This is a genomic window from Streptococcus cuniculi, assembly GCF_001921845.1.
Lineage (GTDB): Bacteria > Bacillota > Bacilli > Lactobacillales > Streptococcaceae > Streptococcus > Streptococcus cuniculi.
Window position 1 is genome coordinate 52,045 of the sequence record NZ_MSJM01000007.1, and the last position, 22,704, is coordinate 74,748.

Here is a 22,704-nt window from a genome sequence, read left to right on the forward strand (position 1 = left end):
GGACATATGGAACGTACAGTAACGATTGATGAGAAGGATTGGAGATTGGGCTATAATGCCTATACTCCAATCGCCTATAAGGCCGAATTTGGAAAAGATTACTTTCAAGAAATCATCGGCATGTTCAAGAACCATGGACAGTTGCAGGATATTTTGATGATGGCCGAAAACGAGACATTCGAAGAAAGCAATATCAGTATCGAGATGATTGCTGATTTCGATATGACATTCTTCCACCGTTTATTCTATATCTTCGCAAAATCCGCAGATCCAAGAATCGGAACATTTGAGGAAGTATTTTCATCAATGGAGACATTTCCGCTTGATGTTGTCGCAAAACCTTTGATGGATATGCTGAAAGAGGGTATGCAGACTAAAAAAAAGTCGATGACAGCTCAAATGCAAGCGATGAAGTCTTTACAGTAGAGAGTTATCTTTCCTGCTGTAAAGAAACAGGCTTGTCAATTGATGATCTGAAACATATCACTCTTGGGATGGCCTTGGACTTTCAAACAGACTATGTCAACCTTCGTATGAATGACGAAGAAGGAAGTACAAGACGAGCTACACAAGCAGATATAGACGCGTTTTGATAACGCGTCTTTTCTATTCTAAATGAACGGAGGAGAAATGGCAGGAAAGAATATTAAAGGGATTACGATTGAAATCGAGGGGAATACGCAGCCGCTTCAAAAGGCTCTAAAAGCTGTTGATTCTTCCGCTTCAAAAGCTAGTCGCGAGATTAAAGATATTGATAAATCTTTAAAATTTGATACAGGAAATGTCACTCTGTTAACGCAAAAGCAAGAGTTACTCGGGAAACAGGTTCAGACAACCAAAGAAAAACTCGAGATTTTAAAAGGTGCGCAGTCACAAGTTGAAGCGCAGTTTAAAAGTGGTGAGATTGGCGCTGAACAGTACCGAGCGTTTCAACGTGAGGTCGTACAGACTGAAAATGTCTTAAAAGGCTACGAGAGGAAACTTGAGAATGTTAATCAGGTTTTAGCTACAAACGGACAAGCTACCGAAAATAACATTAGTCAAATCAATGACTTGCAGCATGAACAAAGCCAACTAGCTTCTGAAATGAGCAAAGTCACTAGCTCTTTTGAATTGCAAGAAAGTGCACTAGATTCAAATGCTAGCGAAGCTGAACGGAATGCCCTTGCACAGAAAAAAATAGGCGCTCAATCTGAGATTGTAGGAAAACAAATCTCTAATCTTGAAAAACAGCTTGAGTTGACAAAAAAAGAGTATGGGGAGAACTCTACAGAAGCTAACAAAATGGAAGCTGAGTTAAACCAGGCAAAGATAACATTGAATCATCTCAACGATGAGCTGAACGAGACGAAGGCGTCAGCCGACAACGCTCAAGATGGTTTAGGTACAGTAACAAAAGTTGCGAAAGCTGAAGCCCTACAACAAGTAAGCGAGAAGCTGAGTGCTATCTCGGACAAGTTGATTGATGTCGGCACCGACTCCCTCGAGGCAGCCGCTCAAGTTCAGGCAAGCAATGCACAGTTTAGTACGGTATTTGGCGATATGGAGGCACAAGCTAGAGAAGCTCTGAATGCAATCGGTGACGATATGGACATAGTCCCTGAGCGCTTGCAAGGTTCCTTTACTCAAATGGCTTCCTTCGCTAAAACCTCTGGATTAGACACATCAGACGCTTTAGATTTGACTAGCCGTGCAACAAGGGCAGCTGCCGATAGCGCCGCCTTTTATGATAAGTCGATTGAAAGCGTAACCGAAAATCTTCAATCATTCCTAAAAGGAAACTACGCAAACGATGCGGCCTTGGGGATTTCTGCAACTGAGACCACAAGAAATGCAGCTGCTAATAAATTGTATGGGAAATCGTTCAATGAGTTGAGCGAGGCGCAGAAACAGTTGACGTTGCTTCAAATGGTTGAAGATGGTAACAAACTTTCGGGAGCATTAGGTCAGGCAGCTAGAGAATCAGATGGGCTCGAAAATGTCATGGGAAACCTGAAACAATCTGGTACGAATGCTTTAGCTGCTATCGGTGAGCCGATTCTTGAGATGTTAATTCCAGTCTTTCAAGAGCTAGCTTCTGTTGTCAAAAAAGTTACAGAATGGTTCAAAAACTTATCGCCAAGCGTAAAACGAATCATAGCTATTGTAGGTATGTTTGTCGTTGTACTAGGAACGCTGCTGCCCATCATACTATCGATAGTTGCGGGGGTTCAATTCTTTATGGCAGGAATCGCTGGACTATCTGTTTCTTTTCTGCCCTTGATAGGAATCATAGCTGGAGTAATTGCAGCTATCGTCTTGTTTATCGTAGGTATCAAGAAACTGTGGGAAAAGAACGCAGCATTTAGAGAAAGTGTCTTGAATGTTTGGAATGCAGTTCAGACGATAATTGTATCGGTTGTTCAGAAAGTATCTAGTTTTGTGATGAGTCTTTGGGGGGCGTTGACGAACTGGTGGACTCAAAATCAGGAGTTGATTCGTAGTTCTGCGGAGAAGGTTTGGGGTGCGATTCAGACAGTGGTTCAAACGGTCATGAGTGTACTGGGGCCCTTCTTGCAAGGTGCTTGGCAGAATATCCAAGTTGCCATCTCTACGATTTGGGATTTAATCAAGAACAATGTGCAGACTGTAATGACAGTTGTTTTGAATATTATCAAGGCGGTAATGCAGATTATTAAAGGCGACTGGTCGGGCGCTTGGCAAAGTATCAAGAATGCTTTTGCTGCGATTTGGAATGGGATGAAGAATACTCTTTCGATTATTCTACAGGCGATTTCACGGATTATCTCAAACACTTGGAATGGTGTGAAAGGGATTATAAGTGGTGCGCTTAGTTCAATTAGTGGAGCTGTATCTTCTGTTTGGAATCGAATTGCAGGAACGATTCGTGGTGTGATGAGTGGTATTTCTGGAACTGTTTCAGGAGTTTGGAACGGAATCCACAATACTATCTCAAATGCCATTAACAGCGCAAAAAATGCGGTTTCAAGTGCGATTGGAGCAATTAAGGGGTTCATGAACTTTAGTTGGAGTATTCCACGTCCTAAACTACCGCGCTTTAACATAAGCGGGGGTGAAGCGCCGTGGGGATTCATGGGTAAAGGTTCGTTGCCAAGGATTGATATTTCGTGGTTCGCAAAAGGCGGTATCATGACCAAGCCGACGCTGTTTGGGTTCAACGGGAACCGCGCCATGGTCGGTGGCGAGGCTGGCGCAGAAGCAATCTTGCCTCTGAATGAGAAGACCTTGGGTGCTATTGGACGAGCGCAGGCAGAAGCGGCAGGTAACGCAGGAAATACCTTCAACTTTAACATTACAGTGAATGGCAATGTGGATAATCCAGACGAGCTGGTTGAGAAGCTAGCTCGTCAGATTGAGCAGTTCATGGTTCGGGAGGCAATGGTATGATTCGATTGTTAAAACTCATCAATTCAAAGGGCCAGGTAATGGACCTGATGGATAAAGCCCACTTTGGCTACAGGCCAGAGGGGCTTGGGATTGCCTTTTCAAATACCTACGAAGAAAACCAGTCAAACTACATCCCTATTGAACGCAAGCTCAATCAAGGAAAATTGAAACTTCAGATGTTGTTTGGGCTCCAAACGAGTGACAGTTACGAGCAATTCTTTGAGTTTGCTCGTTTTTTGAATGATCAACCGTTGACCTTATCCTACACCGCCAAAGGGCTGGATACTTACTATCGCGATTGTCAAGTTGCAGAGTTGACCAAGTCTGAAATCGGGAGTTTTAATGCGCTGACAGAGGGCTTTACATTGGACTTTCTAACGCCTTGGTATCGTTGGGAGGAGGGGCGTAAAGTCCCGAATCAGCTGATTTCAGGCACAGGGAAGATTTATCAAAATACCAATCTCGCAAACAACGAGGGACATCATAGCTATGATTTCATCTATCAGGACGATGTTGATAAGGAAAGTCAGTTCTTTGTGATTGAAAACGATTCGCTGTATATGTCGCAAGGGGAATACTCACCGCTTGAAATCACCATTGAAGCGACACTAGGCGCTATTGAGAATCCGTCGTGGCAGATTCAGCGAGAGAATAAGATTTTACAAAATGATAGGTACCTGATCACGATTCCGCAAGGTGGTAAGTTAGTGGTTTCTAGTGACCCGCACAAGCCCAAAACGGTGCTTTACGCACCAGACGGGACGCAAATCAATGTCTATCAAAGTCAAGATGTGACAACCTCAAACTTTGTCAAAGCGCCGATAGGCAAGTCTATCCTGCTGTTTAACAATGTGATGGGTGCGGATGTGTCTTGTCGAATTAGAAAGGAGTGGGTACTCATTTAATGCGAACAGTAAACGTTACGATTTTAGACAGATTGACACTAGAGACAAAGCTCTCGAAACGGTGTGTGATTTGGGAAATCCGACACGACTATGTCGATAATAGTCAGACACATTTTGAGCTGAACGGTGATTTTGACATCAAAGAAGGCGACTTTATCCTCGCGAAATTTGAAAGTGGGGAGTTTTCGAGCTGGAATAATAAGGGGCGAATGATACCGCTATTTTTAGGAGTGATAGGTTCGTCCGAAGGTAAACAGGAGCGGACAGGGACAACAAAAATCAATGCGTACGATATTTTGAAGCTACTTGGTGATGTTGAATTTCCAGCTACTTACAAGAGCGGAAACAATGTACAGAGACACTTGAATGCGTTGATTCGTCTCTATCTTATGCAGTATTTAAACTCTCAACTACCACCTATCTCCATCGATGACAGTGGTGCGGGTATTCCACATCTCTACCAGCCTAGCGATCCACCGACCCCCACAAACCTAATGGAGTACGCTATTAACATCTTTAAGAAGTATGGTGTTTCATGGACTGTTAAGGAGTTGAGACGGCGTTCAGATGGCCGATTGTTGCTAGAGACACGCATTGAAAAGCCGAAAGGCCGTTTGCGATTTAAGAACAACGTTTCTCACTTTATGAACTGGTCTGTCTATGTGACCCCCGCAAACGAAGAGGGAAGCAATCACCTTTTGATTGTGGATAAGAAGACCAGAAACAGCGAACAGCCCATTATGCTCGCCCAATATTTTTTGGGTGATGACGGAACAATCTCTCAAGATAGAAGTGCGGTGCGTTCTCACAAGCTCTTTCAGACAAAGGTCCACGTCTATGATACAGAGCAAGAGGACAAACCATCGTATGACGATGTGGCAAGAAGCGAGCTATCTGCCTCTAGCTATTCGCATGAAATCAGCTTTGATATTCCCTACGACAGTGACATCTGTCAGTTGTCTGATTTACGCTTAGGGATAGACTGTACTATCTACTACGACAAGCAACAGTATCCGTCTATTTTAACAGGGTATTCGTTATCGTCAAAGAGTGATTATATTTCATTGAAATTTGGAAATGTCCGCTCAACTTTAAAAAGTATCGTGAAAGGAAAGAAGAAATGACAATTACAGGTTATCAGTTTGATAAAGCAAAGGTGACTGCGCTACATGATTCCATCTTGTACCATTGGCTGGCCAATAAGCAAAATTTTATTCTGGACGGCATTGGCTCTGAAATGTCCGTAACGATCGACGGCTTGTCTGCCACGGTTGATACTGGCGCAGCGATTGTGTGCGGACGCATGATTGAAGTCACATCACAAGAAACCGTGGAAATCCCTGCGAACAGTCGGGGCTACCTTGTCCTCTACATTGACCTGTCCGCAGAGAATACCGCCACGGGAGTACCTGGGGAATCTAACTATGAGGTTCAAAATAATCAGATTTCAGTTCGTTTTGTGACAAACTTGACACAACAGGACCTATTCCAGGGCGGACTGATTTATACGTTCAACCTCGGAACGATTGAGACGAGCACATCTTCAGTCGTGCGTTTTGTGTCAAGTAATAGCGTGAAGAAACCTGCGCAGCTACATGAACTTACACAAAAGGACGGAGTGGTGTTATATGGATATGACACCGACCTTAATGACCATACCACAACAGGGGTGCGCTGGATAAATCAAAGATGTAGAAATTCACCTTTCCCAAATAATTATGGTTTTGTCGAGACAATTCGCGTAGCGACAGGAATGTTACAGATTGCGACGAGCTGGCAGGGAGGTTGGAAGGTCTTTCGCCGTGCAGCTAACAGCTTTCCGGCGAACACAGTTTGGGATCCATGGACTGATATTACGCCGATTGATCCAAGTAATGTCAATCTTATCAATACTGGATGGAAGTCAGCGGGCTTTAATGGTGTTCAGTATAAGCGTACAGGGGATTTGATTGGCATTCGCTATGAGTTCACAGGGACAGGTGGAACGATTGATATCGGGACTATTCCTTCAAATTTGTGGAGACCGCCACAAGAGTATGTATTTTTAGTACAGCAATATGCGAACTCTGCGAGCGCTAATTCCCATTTAATCATCAAAGCAAATGGTGCTTTACGGGTGGCGGATAGTGTCAAAGGGGCTGTCTATAAAGGTCAAATATTGATTATGATGTAATGAGAGGAGAGATGTGCATGGGAAGTGTGTATTATATTAAAAAGTTTAAACGTGATTCAGAGATTGGTTGCGTTGCCCTTTCGAATCCAGAAAACGCGGTTTTTTTGGATTCAAAAAGCGGTCCGCATGAATTTCTGATGGAAGCAGATGCGGTCAAGGTCGCAGAATTCAAGAACTGGTATTCAGCTTTAAATAATCTGGATGTTAAGTACCGCGTTTTCGAACGTTCCGTCAGCGAGAAGGAGATTTCGCTCCCGGAGAAAGATTATCTCAGCGACCGCCCAGTCGTCACTATTGAAGACGAAGAACATGATACAGAAATCGAAAATTAGGAGGGCGTATGATTGAGTATTTTGAGAAAGTCTTTCCTCCATTGATCATGTACGGAATGCCTGCGTTTTTTGGTTACTTGGGCGTAAAAGCCCAGCACGTCAATAAAGAACAGGTCAATACAATCAAAACGGAACTATCAGACATCAAGTCAAGTGTTGATGCGAATAATCAAAGTTTAGCAGATGTTAAACAAACTATCGCAAATCACAACGAAAGTCATCTTGTCACGATGTACGGACGCTTGGAGGAGAAAATCAATACAGCTCTGAAAGCGGGCTATACATGTCCAAAAGATTTCGAGTTTATCAATCGGATGTACCAAAATTACAAATCGCTCGGTGGCAACGGCTATATTGACAAGCTCTATAGTCGTTACATTGAACTAGAAATAAAGGAGAAATAACATGAAATTAACAAATAAACAGTATGATATCGCGAAAAAAGTAGTTACGGTTGTTGTACCAGCAGGAATCACGTTGATCACTGGACTTGGTGCGCTGTATAAATTTGACACAACAGCTATTACAGGAACAATTGCTCTCTTTGCGACATTCGCAGGTACGGTTCTTGGTATCTCTAGCAAGAACTATCAGCAAGAAAATCAAGAGTAGGGGAGAGAGCATGAGAGCGATAAAACGCTTATTGTTAATGATGATGTTGTTGCCAACGGGCTATGTCGCTTTTTTGCTTAGCCCGTTTTTAGAATTATTTCATAAGGAGGAATCAGATGGCAATAAATACTGATACAGCTATTTCTTGGTTTGAGGCTAGAAAGGGCAAAGTAAGTTACTCCATGGACTATCGTGATGGTCCGAATAGCTATGATTGCTCAAGTTCTGTCTACTATGCTTTGATGTCGGCAGGGGCTATTTCTGCTGGTTGGGCAGTTAACACTGAATATGAGCATGATTGGCTTATTAAGAATGGGTATAAACTCGTTGCGGAAAATCAGGACTGGAACTCTCAACGTGGTGATATTTTCATTTGGGGCAAACGTGGACAGAGTTCAGGTGCTGGAGGCCATACGGGTATCTTTATAGACGCAGACAACATTATCCATTGTAATTGGGGCAAAAGAGGGATTAGCGTTGATAATTATGACACAGTAGCAGCAGCTAGCGGCTGGATGCATTGTTATGTATATCGTCTAGGCGGTAGCAGTACAAATTCAACCAGCGGAAAAAGCCTCGATACCCTTGTGCAGGAAACTCTTGCAGGTAAGTACGGAAATGGAGACGTCCGTAAAGCGGCTCTTGGCAATCAATATGAGGCTGTCATGGCAATTATTAATGGCAAGACTGCGACACCTAAAAAGACGATTGAGCAACTGGCTCAAGAAGTGATCCAGGGGAAACATGGCAACGGTGAAGACCGTAAAAAATCCCTCGGTTCTGATTATGATGCAGTGCAAAGGCGTGTAACTGAAATTTTACAAGGTTCTACACCGTCACCCGCTCCGAAACAGACAAAGGAAGCTGGCGACTTGTCCTTTAACGGAGCTATCTTAAAAAAAGCGGTACTGGATAAGATTTTAAACAACTGCAAAAAGCACAACATCTTACCAAGCTACGCTCTAACTATCCTTCATTTTGAAGGCCTTTGGGGTACGTCAGCAGTTGGTCGAACAGACAACAACTGGGGCGGTATGACTATGACATCAAATGATGAACGGATTATTCGACCAAGTGAAATAACAGTCATCCGAGGTCTGGCTCGTCCATCTAATGAGGGTGGCTACTATATGCACTATGCCTCTGTAGACGACTTTTTGACGGATTGGTTCTATCTCTTGCGAGCAGGAGGGTCTTATAAGGTATCAGGAGCTAAGACCTTTAGCGAGGCAGTCAAGGGTATGTTTAGAGTCGGTGGAGCAAAATATGACTATGCAGCAAGTGGATTCGATAATTATATTGTAGGTGCCTCTAGTCGCCTGAAAGCCATCGAATCCGAAAACGGTAGTTTGACTAAGTATGACCTCATACCTGACAGCCCAAATAATTTACAGCCTGACAAAATAGATGTCACGCTTGATGGCGTTGAAGTGTCTATAAATGGTGTAAAGTATACGTTGAATAAAAAGCCGGTATAAAGCAAGCAACCCCGCTCAATCGAGCGGGGATTTTTTTGTTGTCTAAAAAATTTTAAAAAATATTTGCAAAAACGCTTGACATCGTATGACAAATGGCATATAATAGTCTTGTAAGATAAATAAAACAAAAAAAGGAGACATCAAAATGCAATTCGTTGTTACTAACAAATCAGAGTTGTTTAAATTCGCTTGGAAAATCTTTAAAGCAAATAAAGACATTGCATTCTCAGAGTGTTTGCAAAACGCTTGGTTTCAATATAAACGCTACTTGAATCGCGAGGCTATCAAAGCTGCTCAACAACGCAAATTAGCTAAATTTATTGCAGACACTGAAAACGAAGAAGTGAAGGCTTGGAACTGGGCCGAGAAAAAGTTGGGCGTTGCATTAAACTTGACTGATGCAGAAAAAGAACGTAACGTTCGAAATATGTATAAAGAAATGTGGAACGCGAATGTTTGGGCAACTGCTATCAAAGCTGTCAAACTTCACATGGAAATTGGATAATACAATAAAAAAGAGCCAGAAAAATTCCAGCTCTCGATTGTAAGATAAATGCGCAGAAAAGATAACTGCACATGTATAGTATATCAAAAGAAAGGCAAAAATGAAAGTAGACACAGAGAAAATAGAAAAGTTATTAGAGAGTGAGACTCAATATCGAATTTCTAAAGAGACTGAAATTTCACAATCAACTATTTCAAGGCTTCAAAGTGGAGAAAGGAAAATCGAAAATCTGACAATAGCTGTCGGGGCTAAGTTGACGGCTTATGCAGAGAAATTAGAAAAAATCGCAAAAAGTTCGTAAAAACGCTTGACATTGTATGACAAATGGCATATAATAGTCTTGTAAGATAAATAAAACAAAAAAAGGAGACATCAAAATGAAAACAATTAAATTTAATGATGAAGTGGTTGTGGTTCCTGCGGATGTAATTATCATGTATATGAAATACCGCAAATTCACTCGAGAACTCGAAGCAGGTTATAGCGAGGGTATTCACGAAGTGCAAGAACAAGCTGCGATGAACATCATGAATTGGGCGTATAGCAATCCGAAATTAAAAGAAGCTATTTTGCCGGACCTTGTTCCTGAATTTGAAAAAGTTGTGAATAGTTTGATTTAACATAGTTAGAAAAACGAAAGAAGTCTTAAAATGGAAGCAAAAAAAATATTAGAAGAAATTAAAAATAGCAATGTTCGATATGCAATCGTAAATGAAAACAATGAGGTGTATTGCAATCTAGGGACACACAACATTATGGATATTTACGGCCTTGATGATGATAACGGGCACTTTTACGGAGTTTATGGAGATGCCGTAGGAGGTCAAATCGATAGCCGAAACCTTTCTGATAAGGCTATCGAAAAATCTATCGAAATAATGCTTTCTTTAGGAAAACCTGTAAAACGCTCTGACCTAGTCTTCGAAGAAGATTTTAAACGCGCTTTTGTGGATCGCTTCGATGCTCAAAGACTTGCGTCTGATTTTGGGCTGTCAGATGAACTTAAAGTGACAGACGAAGCAGAACGCGCAGCAATAGCTGCGGCGATGGACGAGGAGGTAGAGCGCTTAGTGATGCTTGCGATGTCGGACGACTTTGATACATTTTGATTTGCACCAGTCGAAAGACTGGTGTTTTTTTTGTTGCCGTTATAACAGCCATTTTCGACAATTGCCGTTATAACGGACTTTTGTGTTCCGAGAAAAAAATAGGGAAAATTGGGGATAGACAAAATTTTTGCGAATAAAGAAGTAGGAGGATATAAAATGAAAAAAGATATATTGTATAGTTATGAAATGTTGACATCTGACCTGCTCACTAGCATTGGGGCGTTAGAGATTGTTTATCGCTGGTTAGATGAGTTGCCATGCGACAAATTGGGCTACTATGAGTTTAGTGAGTTTAAGAGTCAGTATGCGGATGTATTGAGTTTATCCATGTTACATTTAGAGGTGTTGGCCGAACAACATCAGAGAATAATAACCGATTTTTAATAGAAGGGATAATTACAGTATTAAGTAAAGATAATTCTAATTGGTCGTTTGACGGCCAAACCGGAAGTCAACCAGACAACAAGTGGAAAACATGTCACCCGCATCACGGTAGCCGTCAATCGGCGATTTAAAACTGAAAATGGTGACCGTGAAGCTGATTTCATTACAGCTGTCTTTTGGGGAAAATTAGCGGAGACCTTAGCATCCTATGGTGGAAAAGGAAGTTTGATTTCCATTGACGGCGAGTTGCGTACGCGGAAATACGAAAAAAATGGTCAAAATCAATACGTGATAGAAGTTCTTGGTCAGTCTTTTCAATTGCTAGAAAGCCGTGCCCAACGTGCCATGCGAGAGAATAACATAGGAGAAAACTTGGCAGATTTGGCCTTAGAAGATGAAGAAGAGCTACCGTTCTAGAGAGGTGTATTGTGCTAAAATACCCGTTCCTTGTTTACCTATCGGTCTCGGGTCTGATTTCTGAAAAGGTAAGGAAATCCCCTTGACTATTTTTGACCAAATGATATAATAAAAACAGAGATTAGCACTCGCATATGTAGAGTGCTAAAACAGAATGTATTTTTGGAGGTATAATATGCTAAAGCCATTAAGTGACCGAGTGGTCGTGAAAGTAGAAGAACAAGAAGAACAGACAGTCGGCGGATTTGTTCTTGCTGGACATGCGCATGAAACAACTAAAACAGCACAAGTGCTTGCTGTTGGTGAAGGAATCCGCACATTGACAGGCGAATTAGTGCCTTCTAGTGTAAAAGTTGGTGATAAAGTTCTACTTGAACACCATGCAGGTATTGAAGTAAAAGATGGTGACGAAAAACAATTACTGGTTCGTGAATCAGAAATCTTAGCAATTGTAGAGTAAAGGAAGTGAGAAAATGGTAAAAGAGATTAAATTTTCATCAGATGCCCGTAGTAGCATGGTGCGAGGAGTTGACATCTTAGCAGATACAGTAAAGGTTACCTTGGGACCTAAAGGACGTAATGTCGTGCTTGAAAAAGCTTTTGGATCACCTTTGATTACCAATGATGGTGTGACGATTGCTAAAGAAATTGAATTGGAAGACCATTTTGAAAATATGGGTGCCAAGTTGGTGTCAGAAGTTGCTTCTAAGACCAATGACATCGCAGGTGACGGAACAACAACAGCAACTGTTTTGACTCAAGCTATTGTCCGTGAAGGAATTAAAAACGTAACAGCAGGAGCAAATCCAATCGGCATTCGTCGTGGAATTGAAGCGGCGGTTCGTGCTGCTGTAGAGGCGCTTAAGGCAAATTCTGTGCCTGTTGCCAATAAAGAAGCTATTGCCCAAGTAGCGGCTGTATCTTCACGCAGCGAAAAAGTTGGTGAATACATCAGTGAAGCCATGGAAAAAGTCGGCAAAGATGGTGTGATTACAATTGAAGAGTCAAAAGGGATGGAGACTGAGTTAGATGTCGTAGAAGGGATGCAGTTTGACCGTGGCTATCTTTCTCAATACATGGTAACAGACAACGAGAAAATGGTAGCAGAGCTTGACAATCCATACATCTTGATTACGGATAAAAAGATTTCAAATATCCAAGAAATCTTGCCATTATTAGAAAGCATTCTCCAAAGTAACCGTCCGCTCTTGATTATCGCTGATGATGTAGACGGTGAAGCACTTCCAACCCTTGTCTTGAACAAGATTCGTGGAACTTTCAACGTTGTAGCTGTCAAAGCACCAGGATTTGGGGATCGCCGTAAAGCGATGCTGGAAGACATCGCTATCTTGACAGGTGGTACGGTGATTACAGACGATCTCGGTCTTGAATTGAAAGATGCAACGATTGAAGCACTTGGTCAAGCGTCTAAAGTTAGTGTTAATAAGGATACAACTGTCATTGTCGAAGGTGCGGGTGATGTAGCAGCGATTGCTCATCGCATCGGTGTCATTAAAGCGCAAATTGAAACAACAACATCAGAATTTGATCGTGAGAAATTGCAAGAACGCTTGGCGAAATTGTCAGGTGGTGTCGCAGTGATTAAGGTCGGAGCAGCGACAGAAACAGAGTTGAAAGAAATGAAGCTCCGCATCGAAGATGCTCTCAATGCCACTCGTGCCGCTGTTGAGGAAGGTATTGTCGCAGGTGGTGGAACAGCCTTTGTCAATGTTATGGACGCCGTTGCAAGCATTGAGGCGGAAGGCGATGAAGCAACAGGACGCAACATTGTCCTTCGTGCTTTGGAAGAGCCAGTTCGTCAAATCGCTCTTAACGCAGGCTTTGAGGGCTCTATCGTGATTGACCGCTTGAAAAATTCAGAAGCTGGAACAGGCTTTAACGCTGCAACAGGCGAGTGGGTCAACATGATTGAAGCAGGAATTATTGATCCTGTGAAAGTCACCCGCTCTGCCCTACAAAACGCAGCCAGCGTTGCAAGTCTCATCTTGACAACAGAAGCCATTGTCGCAAACAAACCAGAACCAGCTGCTCCAGCTCCAGCAATGGATCCAAGCATGATGGGTGGCATGATGTAATAAAGCTAAAAGAAGAGACCGAGCAAAAATTCTCTGAACGAGCAAAGGGCTTAAAATCATTCTCTTAACAAAGAATGGTTTTAAGTCTTTTTGAATGTCATGTTCAACGCTTGACCTGCTAAAAGCGCACTTTACCTAGCTCTTTTTATATAGTCTTTTGAATGAACTTTGATACATCGTCGCTTTCGACTTGCCGTACTCATAGTCAATGAAAATCCAAAGCAGACTAGGCGACGCTGATGCAGATAAAACTGAAGTTCATTAAATCAAGTCAACAAGGTCTGCTGTTGATTTTCGAAGAGTATCAAGTACTGTCCGCGTCTTTCGGTTCCTTGTCTGAAAGTTCATTCATTGGACTACATATGTTAAAGTGCTTCTTGGTATAGTGAACTGAATAAAGGTTAGGCATCGTTCAGTCGCTTTGATGAACGTCAGTTCTATCTGTAGCCCCTTGTCTTGTCCTGTTCCTTTCTCAATCCACTATATTTCGAAAAGATGACCAGAAACAAATTATTTTTAATATTCACTAATTAGCGATAAAATCTTCTTAACAACAGAAAAGGAGACACAAGATGGTTGAATTAGGTATTTCTACATTTGGAGAGACAACTCCGCTTGAAAAGACAGGACAGGCAGTCAGTCACGCCGAACGGATTCGGAACTTGGTGGAGGAGATTGAGCTAGCAGATCAAGTTGGACTGGATGTGTACGCCATTGGTGAACACCACAGGGAGGATTTTGCGGTCTCGGCACCGGAGATTGTGCTGGCTGCGGGTGCGGTTAACACCAAGCATATTCGTTTGTCTAGTGCTGTGACGGTCTTGTCCTCAATCGACCCTGTTCGGGTCTATCAACAATATGCGACGATTGATGCCTTGTCAAATGGCCGAGCAGAAATCATGGCAGGACGTGGTTCTTTTATCGAATCCTTTCCTTTATTTGGCTATGATTTGAAGGACTACGAAGATTTGTTTGATGAAAAGTTAGAAATGCTTCTGGCCATCAAAAATAACATTCATCTGAATTGGCAGGGACAACATACCCAAAGTGTGGAGAATAGGCCTGTTTATCCAAGAGCGGTGCAAGAAGATTTTCCCATCAAAATTGCAACAGGAGGCAGTCCTGAATCTACGCAGAAAATTGCAGCTTTAGGCTTGCCGATTGTCTACGCCATCATTGGTGGTAATCCTCGTTATTTTAAGGGTCTAGTTGATATGTATCGGAAAATAGGACGTTTGAAGGGGCATGACGAAGCCAAGATGACCGTTGGTGCGCATTCTTGGGGCTGGATTGCTGAGGACAAGGAACAGGCCGAGAAAGACTATTTCTATCCGACCAAGCAGTTGGTGGATGCGATTAGTAAGGACAGACCGTTCTGGAAAGAATTGACCTATGATGCTTACTTAAAAAATATCGGTGACGACGGGGCAATGTTTGTCGGAGATCCTGATGCGGTAGCGGATAAAATGATTCGGGTGATTGAAGAGTTAGGTCTCGATAGTTTCATGCTTCATCTTCCGGTAGGCTCTATGCCACATGAAGATACGCTGAAAGCCATTCGTCTCTACGGAGAGAAAGTTGCACCACGGGTTCGGGCCTATTTTGCCGCTAAAGGAAAGTAGCTGTTAAACAAGAAAAGTTTCAGCAAAGATAGTTGACACAAGGTGCCGTTTATGGTATGATGATAGACAGTACTTTTTACTTTTGGTCTCTCAAAAGTGTACAGAGACGTGCTGACAAATAGTTGCAAAGTACACACAGATAGGGGCTGTCACCAAGTGCTCTATCAACCAAAAATAAAAAATGATACAGGAGTATGTAGATGCCTACAATTAACCAGTTGGTACGTAAACCACGTAAGTCTAAAGTAGAAAAATCTAAATCACCAGCTTTGAACGTTGGTTACAACAGCCGTAAAAAAGTTCAAACAAACGTTTCTTCACCACAAAAACGTGGTGTTGCAACTCGTGTCGGAACAATGACACCTAAAAAACCTAACTCTGCCCTTCGTAAATTCGCTCGTGTACGTTTGAGCAACTTGATCGAAGTAACTGCTTATATCCCAGGTATCGGACACAACTTGCAAGAGCACAGCGTGGTGCTTCTTCGTGGTGGACGTGTAAAAGACCTTCCAGGGGTACGTTACCATATCGTTCGTGGTGCGCTTGATACAGCAGGTGTAACTGATCGTAAACAAGGCCGTTCTAAATACGGTACAAAACGTCCAAAAGGGTAAGAAAGGGGATAAAGATAAATGAGTCGTAAAAACCAAGCGCCTAAGCGCGAAGTATTGCCAGATCCGCTTTACAATTCAAAATTAGTAACACGTTTGATTAACCGCGTTATGCTTGACGGGAAACGTGGTACAGCGGCTTCTATCGTATACGGTGCCTTTGATCAAATCAAAGAAGCTACTGGAAACGATGCACTTGAAGTATTTGAAACAGCAATGGAAAACATCATGCCTGTACTTGAAGTACGTGCACGCCGTGTCGGTGGTTCTAACTACCAAGTCCCAGTTGAAGTTCGTCCAGAACGTCGTACAACCCTTGGACTTCGTTGGTTGGTAACAATCGCTCGTAACCGTGGTGAGCACACAATGGTTGACCGCCTTGCAAAAGAAATCATGGATGCAGCAAACAACACAGGTGCAGCTGTTAAGAAACGTGAAGATACTCACCGTATGGCAGAAGCGAACCGCGCGTTTGCACACTTCAGATGGTAAAATTAAGATGCAGAGGGTTTGGGCACAAGTGAAAAATAGGAAATTTATGATATGCGCTTGCGCATAAGTAAATTTATCTTTTTTCACTGGTCGTGCACAACCCGTGCTCGATTACATAAGATACTAAGGGCGTTAAAAACGCACAGTGAAAATAGGGAAGTGACGAAATGTCTGTTGGACATAAGGAACTTCATCTTTTTCACCCAGCGTTTAGCCCGAGTTCAATTAAGATACGGAAACGCAGAGAGCAAGGACAAAATAGAAAATCTTTGTAGAATGCTTAGATGTTCAAAAAGATTATCTATTTCCCAAACTTTTAACCTCACTCAATCTCATTGAGAACAGTATCTTTCTTAACCAGCTTACAAACTAAAAACATCTTATAACGGGTAGGTCCTGCCTATCCGTTTTTTTCTAAAATATGCTATAATGAGATGTAAATAAATTTAACAAATATAGGAGAACATAATGGCACGCGAATTTTCATTAGAAAAAACTCGTAATATCGGTATCATGGCCCACGTCGATGCTGGTAAAACAACAACAACTGAGCGTATTCTTTACTACACTGGTAAAATCCACAAAATCGGTGAAACACACGAAGGTGCTTCACAAATGGACTGGATGGAGCAAGAGCAAGAACGTGGTATCACCATCACATCTGCTGCGACAACTGCGCAATGGAACAACCACCGCGTAAACATCATCGACACACCAGGACACGTGGACTTCACAATTGAAGTACAACGTTCTCTTCGTGTATTGGACGGTGCGGTAACTGTTCTTGACTCACAATCAGGGGTTGAGCCACAGACAGAAACAGTTTGGCGTCAAGCAACTGAGTACGGGGTTCCTCGTATCGTATTTGCCAACAAAATGGACAAAATCGGTGCAGACTTCCTTTACTCAGTAAGCACACTTCATGAGCGCTTGCAAGCAAATGCTCACCCAATCCAATTGCCAATCGGTGCAGAAGATGATTTCCGTGGAATCATTGACTTGATCAAGATGAAAGCTGAAATCTACACAAACGACCTTGGTACAGATATTCTTGAAGAAGATATTCCAGCTGAATACCTTGACCAAGCACAAGAATACCGTGAAAAATTGGTAGAAGCAGTTGCGGAAACTGATGAAGACTTGATGATGAAATACCTTGAAGGTGAAGAAATCACAAACGAAGAGTTGAAAGCTGCAATCCGTAAAGCAACCATCAACGTTGAATTCTTCCCAGTATTGTGTGGCTCTGCCTTCAAAAACAAAGGTGTTCAATTGATGCTTGATGCGGTTATCGACTACCTTCCAAGCCCAGTTGATATTCCAGCAATCAAAGGGATTAACCCAGATACAGATGCTGAAGAAGAGCGTCCAGCTTCAGATGAAGAGCCATTTGCAGCCCTTGCCTTCAAGATCATGACAGACCCATTCGTAGGTCGTTTGACCTTCTTCCGTGTGTACTCAGGTGTCCTTAACTCAGGTTCATACGTGATGAATACTTCTAAAGGCAAACGCGAGCGTATCGGACGTATTCTTCAAATGCACGCCAACAGCCGTCAAGAAATCGAAACAGTATACTCTGGAGATATCGCTGCTGCCGTTGGTTTGAAAGATACAACAACTGGTGACTCATTGACGGATGAGAAAGCAAAAGTTATCCTTGAGTCTATCAATGTTCCAGAACCAGTTATCCAATTGATGGTTGAGCCAAAATCTAAAGCAGACCAAGACAAGATGGGTGTTGCCCTTTCTAAATTGGCTGAAGAAGATCCAACATTCCGCGTTGAAACAAACGTTGAAACTGGTGAAACAGTTATCTCCGGTATGGGTGAGCTTCACTTGGATGTCCTTGTTGACCGTATGCGTCGTGAATTCAAGGTTGAAGCAAACGTAGGTGCTCCTCAAGTATCTTACCGTGAAACCTTCCGTGCTTCAACTCAAGCTCGTGGATTCTTCAAACGTCAATCAGGTGGTAAAGGTCAGTTCGGTGATGTATGGATTGAATTTACTCCAAATGAAGAAGGAAAAGGATTCGAGTTTGAAAATGCAATCGTCGGTGGTGTGGTTCCACGTGAATTTATCCCAGCGGTTGAAAAAGGATTGGTTGAGTCTATGGCAAACGGTGTCCTTGCTGGATACCCAATCGTTGACGTCAAAGCAAAACTTTATGATGGTTCATACCACGATGTCGACTCATCTGAAACTGCCTTTAAAGTTGCGGCATCTCTTGCCCTTAAAGAAGCAGCAAAATCTGCACAACCAGTGATTCTTGAGCCAATGATGCTTGTAACCATTACTGCACCAGAAGATAACCTTGGTGACGTTATGGGGCACGTAACAGCTCGTCGTGGACGTGTAGACGGTATGGAAGCTCGTGGTAACACACAAATCGTTCGTGCTTATGTACCACTTGCTGAAATGTTCGGTTACGCAACTGTTCTTCGTTCAGCAACACAAGGACGCGGTACCTTCATGATGGTATTTGACCACTACGAAGATGTACCGAAGTCAGTACAAGACGAAATTATCAAGAAAAACGGCGGTAACGCTTAATAGCTAAAGCACCTTCGGGTGCTTTTTTCTCTTTAAAAAGGATAGTAATTCATAAAATAGTAGATGCATTCTCAAGCAATCTTGATAGCCGAAATATCTGAAAAATCAGAAAATTCTGTTGACAGTATTTACTTATTTTGATAAAATACAATGTATCAAAATAAGGAGGTATTTCCTTATGAAAAAGAATATGTTGAAAAAATTATCGCGTATCTTTGTTGTTGTGCTGCCCCTATTCTCAATAGCAAGTCCAGCATTAACAGTTGTACAAGCTGAACAGCGTATTGAAACGAGAGGACGTCATGATATCAATCGTGACGGTGGCGGACCACAATCCTATATAAATTTAGCCTCTTACACAAATAAAATATGGTAGGTCGGCAGTTTCAGGAAAAAGTGGTACCTACTATGGACCGGGAGGTACATATATTGTCAGAGATCGTGCAGTCAATTCTGGTAGTGGGACGCACGGAGGTAGTTACTGGAAATTACACAGTAGAAGTGGAGGGAGGATAGGGACTTATAATAAAGATGGTTACTATCTGCGACCATAAAGCTGTACCGCATTTTCAGCAATAAGATTAGGAGTTAGAATGAAACAGTATCAATTAGGAGACTATGACATCTATGTTTCCCAACGCTTGCACCCCGTCTATGATGGTCAGGATCAGTTATTGATTATCTATCCTGAGCATACGTCTATTTGTTGCAGTGTGACAGTGTCGCAGGATGGCAATCTTCAACTCGCCACTTACTGGGGCATTGTGTATGACATTTGTGGCAAAGTAGTCCATATCTGGTATAACGATGAGGAGGTAGAGTAGTGAATCACTATCACTTTAGGGGTTATATCATCCATGTTCATCCAGCGCTGACGGTCTTTATCGGTAACAATGAAACGGAGTTCATCATTTATAATGATAAGGAAGATTATGCTGTGGTTGCAATATTACGTTGGATACCAGAACACCAAACCTTACGGGTGATAAACAGGTGGCGCTTATCGTTTGAACATGACAGTCAACAGAATGTCTTCATTCATTATGATCCAGATTATCGGTATTGATAGGAGCTAATCACAAGATATGCTAAACGCCAAAGATAGCCTCATCAACTGGCAAGGGAGTGACGGTTGAGTATCTTGTCAAGTGGAGAGCGAGAACAAGCGAGACGTTGACATCAGGATTTTTCTTCTGATTCTAGGTAAGCAAATCCTTGCATTTTTCGCGAAATAGGTATATAATGAAAATGTTGAAAGATGACTTGTATATTTGCAAGTTAAGATTTTCACAAAAGGATTAAAAGGATACCCTTTTAAAATAAAAGAACTCGATTTTCATAAGGAGGAAATCATTCATGGTAGTTAAAGTTGGTATTAACGGTTTCGGTCGTATCGGACGTCTTGCATTCCGTCGTATCCAAAATGTAGAAGGTGTTGAAGTTACTCGTATCAACGACCTTACAGATCCAGCAATGCTTGCACACTTGTTGAAATATGACACAACTCAAGGTCGTTTCGACGGTACTGTTGAAGTAAAAGATGGTGGATTCGAAGTAAACGGTAAATTCGTTAAAGTTTCTGCAGAACGCGAACCAGGAAACATTGACTGGGCAGCTGACGGTGTAGAAATCGTTCTTGAAGCTACAGGATTCTTCACTTCTAAAGAAAAAGCTGAACAACACATCCACGCAAACGGTGCTAAGAAAGTTGTTATCACTGCACCTGGTGGAAACGATGTGAAAACAATCGTGTTCAACACAAACCACGATATTCTTGATGGTACTGAAACAGTTATCTCTGGTGCTTCATGTACTACAAACTGTTTGGCTCCAATGGCAAAAGCTCTTCACGACAACTTCGGTATCGTTGAAGGTTTGATGACAACTATCCACGGTTACACTGGTGACCAAATGGTTCTTGACGGACCACACCGTGGTGGTGACCTTCGTCGTGCTCGTGCTGCTGCAGCAAACATCGTTCCTAACTCAACTGGTGCTGCTAAAGCAATCGGTCTTGTAATTCCAGAATTGAACGGTAAATTGGACGGAGCTGCACAACGTGTTCCTGTTCCAACTGGATCAGTTACTGAATTGGTAGCAGTTCTTGATAAGAACGTTACTGCTGATGAAGTAAATGCTGCAATGAAAGCTGCTTCAAACGAGTCTTACGGCTACACTGAAGATGCAATCGTTTCTTCAGACATCGTAGGTATCTCATTTGGTTCATTGTTCGACGCAACTCAAACAAAAGTTCTTGACGTTGACGGCAAACAATTGGTGAAAGTTGTTTCTTGGTATGACAACGAAATGTCTTACACTTCACAACTTGTTCGTACTCTTGAGTACTTTGCAAAAATCGCAAAATAATTCATTAAAAGGAGAGGTCGTTTGACTTCTCTTTTTTGGTGTGGAAACGTTCGTGTTCTGTTGAGAATTTTTGTGAAATCTTTCCCATAATTTCCAAAATATGGTATAATGAGGGAGTATAAAATAAAGAATAGGAGTTTTTGTAAAATGGCAAAACTTACTGTAAAAGACGTTGACTTGAAAGGCAAGAAAGTCCTTGTTCGTGTTGACTTTAACGTTCCTTTGAAAGATGGCGTGATTACCAATGATAACCGTATTTCAGCTGCCCTTCCTACCATCAAGTACATCCTTGAGCAAGGTGGACGTGCGGTACTCTTCTCTCACCTTGGTCGTGTCAAAGAAGAAGCTGACAAAGAAGGAAAATCACTTGCACCAGTTGCTGCTAACTTGGCAGAAAAATTAGGTCAAGATGTTGTCTTCATTCCAGGGGCAACTCGTGGAGCTGAACTTGAAGCAGCAATCAATGCGCTTGAAGACGGACAAGTTCTTTTGGTTGAAAACACTCGTTTTGAAGATGTGGACGGCAAGAAAGAATCTAAAAACGATGCAGAGCTTGGTCAATACTGGGCATCTCTTGGAGACGGTATCTTTGTCAATGATGCCTTTGGTACAGCTCACCGTGCGCACGCTTCAAACGTAGGAATTTCAGCAAATGTTGAAAAAGCTGTTGCTGGTTTCCTTCTTGAAAATGAGATTGCTTATATCCAAGAAGCAGTTGAAAATCCAGTTCGTCCATTTGTTGCAATCCTTGGTGGTTCAAAAGTTTCTGATAAGATTGGTGTCATCGAAAACCTTCTTGAAAAAGCGGATAAAGTCCTTATCGGTGGTGGAATGACTTACACTTTCTACAAAGCACAAGGCATCGAAATCGGAAACTCACTTGTGGAAGAAGACAAACTCGATGTAGCCAAAGCCCTTCTTGAAAAAGCAAATGGTAAATTGATCTTGCCAGTGGACTCAAAAGAAGCGAATGCTTTTGCAGACTACACAGAAGTAAAAGATACTGAAGGCGAAGCTGTTGACCCAGGATTCCTTGGTCTTGATATCGGTCCAAAATCAATTGCGAAATTTGACGAAGCTCTTACAGGAGCAAAAACAGTTGTTTGGAACGGTCCTATGGGTGTCTTTGAAAACCCTGACTTCCAAGCAGGTACAATCGGTGTGATGGATGCGATTGTGAAACAACCAGAAGTGAAATCGATCATCGGTGGTGGTGATTCAGCAGCAGCAGCCATCAACCTTGGCCGTGCAGATAAATTCTCATGGATCTCTACAGGTGGTGGAGCATCAATGGAACTCCTAGAAGGTAAGGTATTGCCAGGGCTCGCAGCTCTGACTGAAAAATAATCTTCTCATGATTGAAGGCTAGAAAAGGTGTCGATAGGCACCTTTTCTGTGCATCGCGTAGAGTTTCTGTGAGGCTTAGCGAACTAGAAAATCTAGTAAGGTATAAAGTATTGCCAGGGCTCGCAGCATTGACTGAAAAATAATCGATTCCTCCGTTCGTTTCTGCTAAACATAAAAAGGAATGAAATCGAAATAATAGCAAAAGGGTGGCTTAGTCCGCCCTTTTTTGATGATGAGGATAGTGGAACCTAGTGGGGCATTAGAATGTTGTGTTATCGAAATCGATTTGAGGGAGG

At 42.2% G+C, this 22,704-nt stretch carries 26 protein-coding genes; all 26 read left to right on the plus strand.

Annotation, left to right across the window (positions count from 1 at the left end; all coding sequences use genetic code 11):
* Positions 1-6 precede the first annotated feature (6 nt).
* On the plus strand, positions 7-426 hold the full coding sequence (locus BU202_RS08235; RefSeq protein ID WP_075105308.1) for a hypothetical protein: 420 nt from the start codon (positions 7-9) through the stop codon (positions 424-426).
* A gap of 204 nt (positions 427-630) precedes the next feature.
* The gene (locus BU202_RS08240) at positions 631-3,408 is read left to right on the plus strand and encodes a phage tail tape measure protein (protein ID WP_075105309.1); all 2,778 of its coding nucleotides are present in this window, start codon (positions 631-633) and stop codon (positions 3,406-3,408) included.
* Positions 3,405-4,313, plus strand: coding sequence for a phage distal tail protein domain-containing protein (locus BU202_RS08245; protein ID WP_075105310.1), 909 nt, complete (start codon positions 3,405-3,407; stop codon positions 4,311-4,313). Before BU202_RS08240 ends, BU202_RS08245 begins: the two co-directional genes overlap by 4 nt.
* A complete protein-coding gene (locus BU202_RS08250; protein ID WP_075105311.1) occupies positions 4,313-5,437 on the plus strand; it encodes a hypothetical protein in 1,125 nt (374 codons plus the stop codon). The genes BU202_RS08245 and BU202_RS08250 overlap by 1 nt, the downstream gene beginning before the upstream one ends.
* Entirely contained in the window at positions 5,434-6,486 is a 1,053-nt protein-coding gene (locus BU202_RS08255) for a pyocin knob domain-containing protein (RefSeq protein WP_075105312.1), read from the plus strand. The genes BU202_RS08250 and BU202_RS08255 overlap by 4 nt, the downstream gene beginning before the upstream one ends.
* A gap of 17 nt (positions 6,487-6,503) precedes the next feature.
* Complete coding sequence (locus BU202_RS08260) at positions 6,504-6,818, plus strand: hypothetical protein (RefSeq protein ID WP_075105313.1); 315 nt, start codon at positions 6,504-6,506, stop codon at positions 6,816-6,818.
* Between the two features lie 8 nt (positions 6,819-6,826).
* The gene (locus tag BU202_RS08265) at positions 6,827-7,222 is read left to right on the plus strand and encodes a hypothetical protein (protein ID WP_075105314.1); all 396 of its coding nucleotides are present in this window, start codon (positions 6,827-6,829) and stop codon (positions 7,220-7,222) included.
* 1 nt (position 7,223) lies between these two features.
* Complete coding sequence (locus BU202_RS08270) at positions 7,224-7,430, plus strand: phage holin (protein ID WP_075105315.1); 207 nt, start codon at positions 7,224-7,226, stop codon at positions 7,428-7,430.
* A 10-nt stretch (positions 7,431-7,440) separates the two neighbouring features.
* Entirely contained in the window at positions 7,441-7,563 is a 123-nt protein-coding gene (locus BU202_RS10700; RefSeq protein ID WP_279626019.1) for a hypothetical protein, read from the plus strand.
* Positions 7,547-8,908 (plus strand): peptidoglycan amidohydrolase family protein, encoded by a 1,362-nt coding sequence (locus BU202_RS08275; protein ID WP_075105316.1) that lies wholly within the window; start codon positions 7,547-7,549, stop codon positions 8,906-8,908. The genes BU202_RS10700 and BU202_RS08275 overlap by 17 nt, the downstream gene beginning before the upstream one ends.
* A 145-nt stretch (positions 8,909-9,053) precedes the next feature.
* The gene (gene acrIIA3, locus BU202_RS08280; RefSeq protein ID WP_075105317.1) at positions 9,054-9,413 is read left to right on the plus strand and encodes an anti-CRISPR protein AcrIIA3; all 360 of its coding nucleotides are present in this window, start codon (positions 9,054-9,056) and stop codon (positions 9,411-9,413) included.
* A gap of 100 nt (positions 9,414-9,513) precedes the next feature.
* Positions 9,514-9,714, plus strand: a complete 201-nt coding sequence (locus tag BU202_RS08285; protein ID WP_075105318.1) for a DNA-binding protein — start codon at positions 9,514-9,516, stop codon at positions 9,712-9,714.
* A gap of 76 nt (positions 9,715-9,790) precedes the next feature.
* Positions 9,791-10,033: a hypothetical protein gene (locus tag BU202_RS08290; protein WP_075105319.1), complete on the plus strand. Its 243-nt coding sequence runs from the start codon at positions 9,791-9,793 to the stop codon at positions 10,031-10,033.
* A 30-nt stretch (positions 10,034-10,063) separates the two neighbouring features.
* Positions 10,064-10,522, plus strand: coding sequence for a hypothetical protein (locus BU202_RS08295; protein ID WP_075105320.1), 459 nt, complete (start codon positions 10,064-10,066; stop codon positions 10,520-10,522).
* Between the two features lie 156 nt (positions 10,523-10,678).
* Entirely contained in the window at positions 10,679-10,906 is a 228-nt protein-coding gene (locus BU202_RS08300; protein ID WP_075105321.1) for a hypothetical protein, read from the plus strand.
* A gap of 30 nt (positions 10,907-10,936) precedes the next feature.
* Complete coding sequence (locus tag BU202_RS08305; protein ID WP_075105322.1) at positions 10,937-11,323, plus strand: single-stranded DNA-binding protein; 387 nt, start codon at positions 10,937-10,939, stop codon at positions 11,321-11,323.
* Positions 11,324-11,498: 175 nt separating this feature from the next.
* Positions 11,499-11,783: a co-chaperone GroES gene (groES, locus tag BU202_RS08310; protein ID WP_075105323.1), complete on the plus strand. Its 285-nt coding sequence runs from the start codon at positions 11,499-11,501 to the stop codon at positions 11,781-11,783.
* A gap of 13 nt (positions 11,784-11,796) precedes the next feature.
* The gene (groL, locus tag BU202_RS08315; RefSeq protein ID WP_075105324.1) at positions 11,797-13,419 is read left to right on the plus strand and encodes a chaperonin GroEL; all 1,623 of its coding nucleotides are present in this window, start codon (positions 11,797-11,799) and stop codon (positions 13,417-13,419) included.
* 572 nt (positions 13,420-13,991) lie between these two features.
* Positions 13,992-15,041 (plus strand): LLM class flavin-dependent oxidoreductase, encoded by a 1,050-nt coding sequence (locus BU202_RS08320; protein ID WP_075105325.1) that lies wholly within the window; start codon positions 13,992-13,994, stop codon positions 15,039-15,041.
* 200 nt (positions 15,042-15,241) lie between these two features.
* On the plus strand, positions 15,242-15,655 hold the full coding sequence (rpsL, locus tag BU202_RS08325; RefSeq protein WP_018379166.1) for a 30S ribosomal protein S12: 414 nt from the start codon (positions 15,242-15,244) through the stop codon (positions 15,653-15,655).
* An 18-nt stretch (positions 15,656-15,673) separates the two neighbouring features.
* Positions 15,674-16,144, plus strand: a complete 471-nt coding sequence (rpsG, locus tag BU202_RS08330; RefSeq protein WP_067087676.1) for a 30S ribosomal protein S7 — start codon at positions 15,674-15,676, stop codon at positions 16,142-16,144.
* Between the two features lie 468 nt (positions 16,145-16,612).
* Positions 16,613-18,694, plus strand: coding sequence for an elongation factor G (gene fusA, locus BU202_RS08335; protein WP_075105326.1), 2,082 nt, complete (start codon positions 16,613-16,615; stop codon positions 18,692-18,694).
* Positions 18,695-18,872: 178 nt separating this feature from the next.
* The gene (locus tag BU202_RS10675; RefSeq protein ID WP_244149040.1) at positions 18,873-19,070 is read left to right on the plus strand and encodes a hypothetical protein; all 198 of its coding nucleotides are present in this window, start codon (positions 18,873-18,875) and stop codon (positions 19,068-19,070) included.
* A gap of 217 nt (positions 19,071-19,287) precedes the next feature.
* Positions 19,288-19,518 (plus strand): hypothetical protein, encoded by a 231-nt coding sequence (locus BU202_RS08345; protein WP_075105327.1) that lies wholly within the window; start codon positions 19,288-19,290, stop codon positions 19,516-19,518.
* A 532-nt stretch (positions 19,519-20,050) separates the two neighbouring features.
* Complete coding sequence (gene gap, locus BU202_RS08355) at positions 20,051-21,061, plus strand: type I glyceraldehyde-3-phosphate dehydrogenase (RefSeq protein WP_075105329.1); 1,011 nt, start codon at positions 20,051-20,053, stop codon at positions 21,059-21,061.
* Between the two features lie 147 nt (positions 21,062-21,208).
* Positions 21,209-22,408, plus strand: coding sequence for a phosphoglycerate kinase (locus BU202_RS08360; protein WP_075105330.1), 1,200 nt, complete (start codon positions 21,209-21,211; stop codon positions 22,406-22,408).
* Positions 22,409-22,704 lie beyond the last annotated feature (296 nt).

Bases quoted from the DNA above. Each gene is read 5' to 3' on its own strand.
- BU202_RS08345 (WP_075105327.1), top strand. From the start codon at position 19,288: ATGAAACAGTATCAATTAGGAGACTATGACATCTATGTTTCCCAACGC.
- rpsL (WP_018379166.1), top strand. From the start codon at position 15,242: ATGCCTACAATTAACCAGTTGGTACGTAAACCACGTAAGTCTAAAGTA.
- BU202_RS08245 (WP_075105310.1), top strand. From the start codon at position 3,405: ATGATTCGATTGTTAAAACTCATCAATTCAAAGGGCCAGGTAATGGAC.
- BU202_RS08285 (WP_075105318.1), top strand. From the start codon at position 9,514: ATGAAAGTAGACACAGAGAAAATAGAAAAGTTATTAGAGAGTGAGACT.
- BU202_RS08240 (WP_075105309.1), top strand. From the start codon at position 631: ATGGCAGGAAAGAATATTAAAGGGATTACGATTGAAATCGAGGGGAAT.
- BU202_RS08250 (WP_075105311.1), top strand. From the start codon at position 4,313: ATGCGAACAGTAAACGTTACGATTTTAGACAGATTGACACTAGAGACA.
- BU202_RS10675 (WP_244149040.1), top strand. From the start codon at position 18,873: ATGAAAAAGAATATGTTGAAAAAATTATCGCGTATCTTTGTTGTTGTG.
- BU202_RS08360 (WP_075105330.1), top strand. From the start codon at position 21,209: ATGGCAAAACTTACTGTAAAAGACGTTGACTTGAAAGGCAAGAAAGTC.
- groL (WP_075105324.1), top strand. From the start codon at position 11,797: ATGGTAAAAGAGATTAAATTTTCATCAGATGCCCGTAGTAGCATGGTG.
- BU202_RS08270 (WP_075105315.1), top strand. From the start codon at position 7,224: ATGAAATTAACAAATAAACAGTATGATATCGCGAAAAAAGTAGTTACG.
- BU202_RS08255 (WP_075105312.1), top strand. From the start codon at position 5,434: ATGACAATTACAGGTTATCAGTTTGATAAAGCAAAGGTGACTGCGCTA.
- BU202_RS08275 (WP_075105316.1), top strand. From the start codon at position 7,547: ATGGCAATAAATACTGATACAGCTATTTCTTGGTTTGAGGCTAGAAAG.
- groES (WP_075105323.1), top strand. From the start codon at position 11,499: ATGCTAAAGCCATTAAGTGACCGAGTGGTCGTGAAAGTAGAAGAACAA.
- BU202_RS08265 (WP_075105314.1), top strand. From the start codon at position 6,827: ATGATTGAGTATTTTGAGAAAGTCTTTCCTCCATTGATCATGTACGGA.
- BU202_RS08235 (WP_075105308.1), top strand. From the start codon at position 7: ATGGAACGTACAGTAACGATTGATGAGAAGGATTGGAGATTGGGCTAT.
- BU202_RS08295 (WP_075105320.1), top strand. From the start codon at position 10,064: ATGGAAGCAAAAAAAATATTAGAAGAAATTAAAAATAGCAATGTTCGA.
- BU202_RS08290 (WP_075105319.1), top strand. From the start codon at position 9,791: ATGAAAACAATTAAATTTAATGATGAAGTGGTTGTGGTTCCTGCGGAT.
- BU202_RS08260 (WP_075105313.1), top strand. From the start codon at position 6,504: ATGGGAAGTGTGTATTATATTAAAAAGTTTAAACGTGATTCAGAGATT.
- BU202_RS08320 (WP_075105325.1), top strand. From the start codon at position 13,992: ATGGTTGAATTAGGTATTTCTACATTTGGAGAGACAACTCCGCTTGAA.
- acrIIA3 (WP_075105317.1), top strand. From the start codon at position 9,054: ATGCAATTCGTTGTTACTAACAAATCAGAGTTGTTTAAATTCGCTTGG.
- rpsG (WP_067087676.1), top strand. From the start codon at position 15,674: ATGAGTCGTAAAAACCAAGCGCCTAAGCGCGAAGTATTGCCAGATCCG.
- gap (WP_075105329.1), top strand. From the start codon at position 20,051: ATGGTAGTTAAAGTTGGTATTAACGGTTTCGGTCGTATCGGACGTCTT.
- BU202_RS10700 (WP_279626019.1), top strand. From the start codon at position 7,441: ATGAGAGCGATAAAACGCTTATTGTTAATGATGATGTTGTTGCCAACG.
- BU202_RS08300 (WP_075105321.1), top strand. From the start codon at position 10,679: ATGAAAAAAGATATATTGTATAGTTATGAAATGTTGACATCTGACCTG.
- fusA (WP_075105326.1), top strand. From the start codon at position 16,613: ATGGCACGCGAATTTTCATTAGAAAAAACTCGTAATATCGGTATCATG.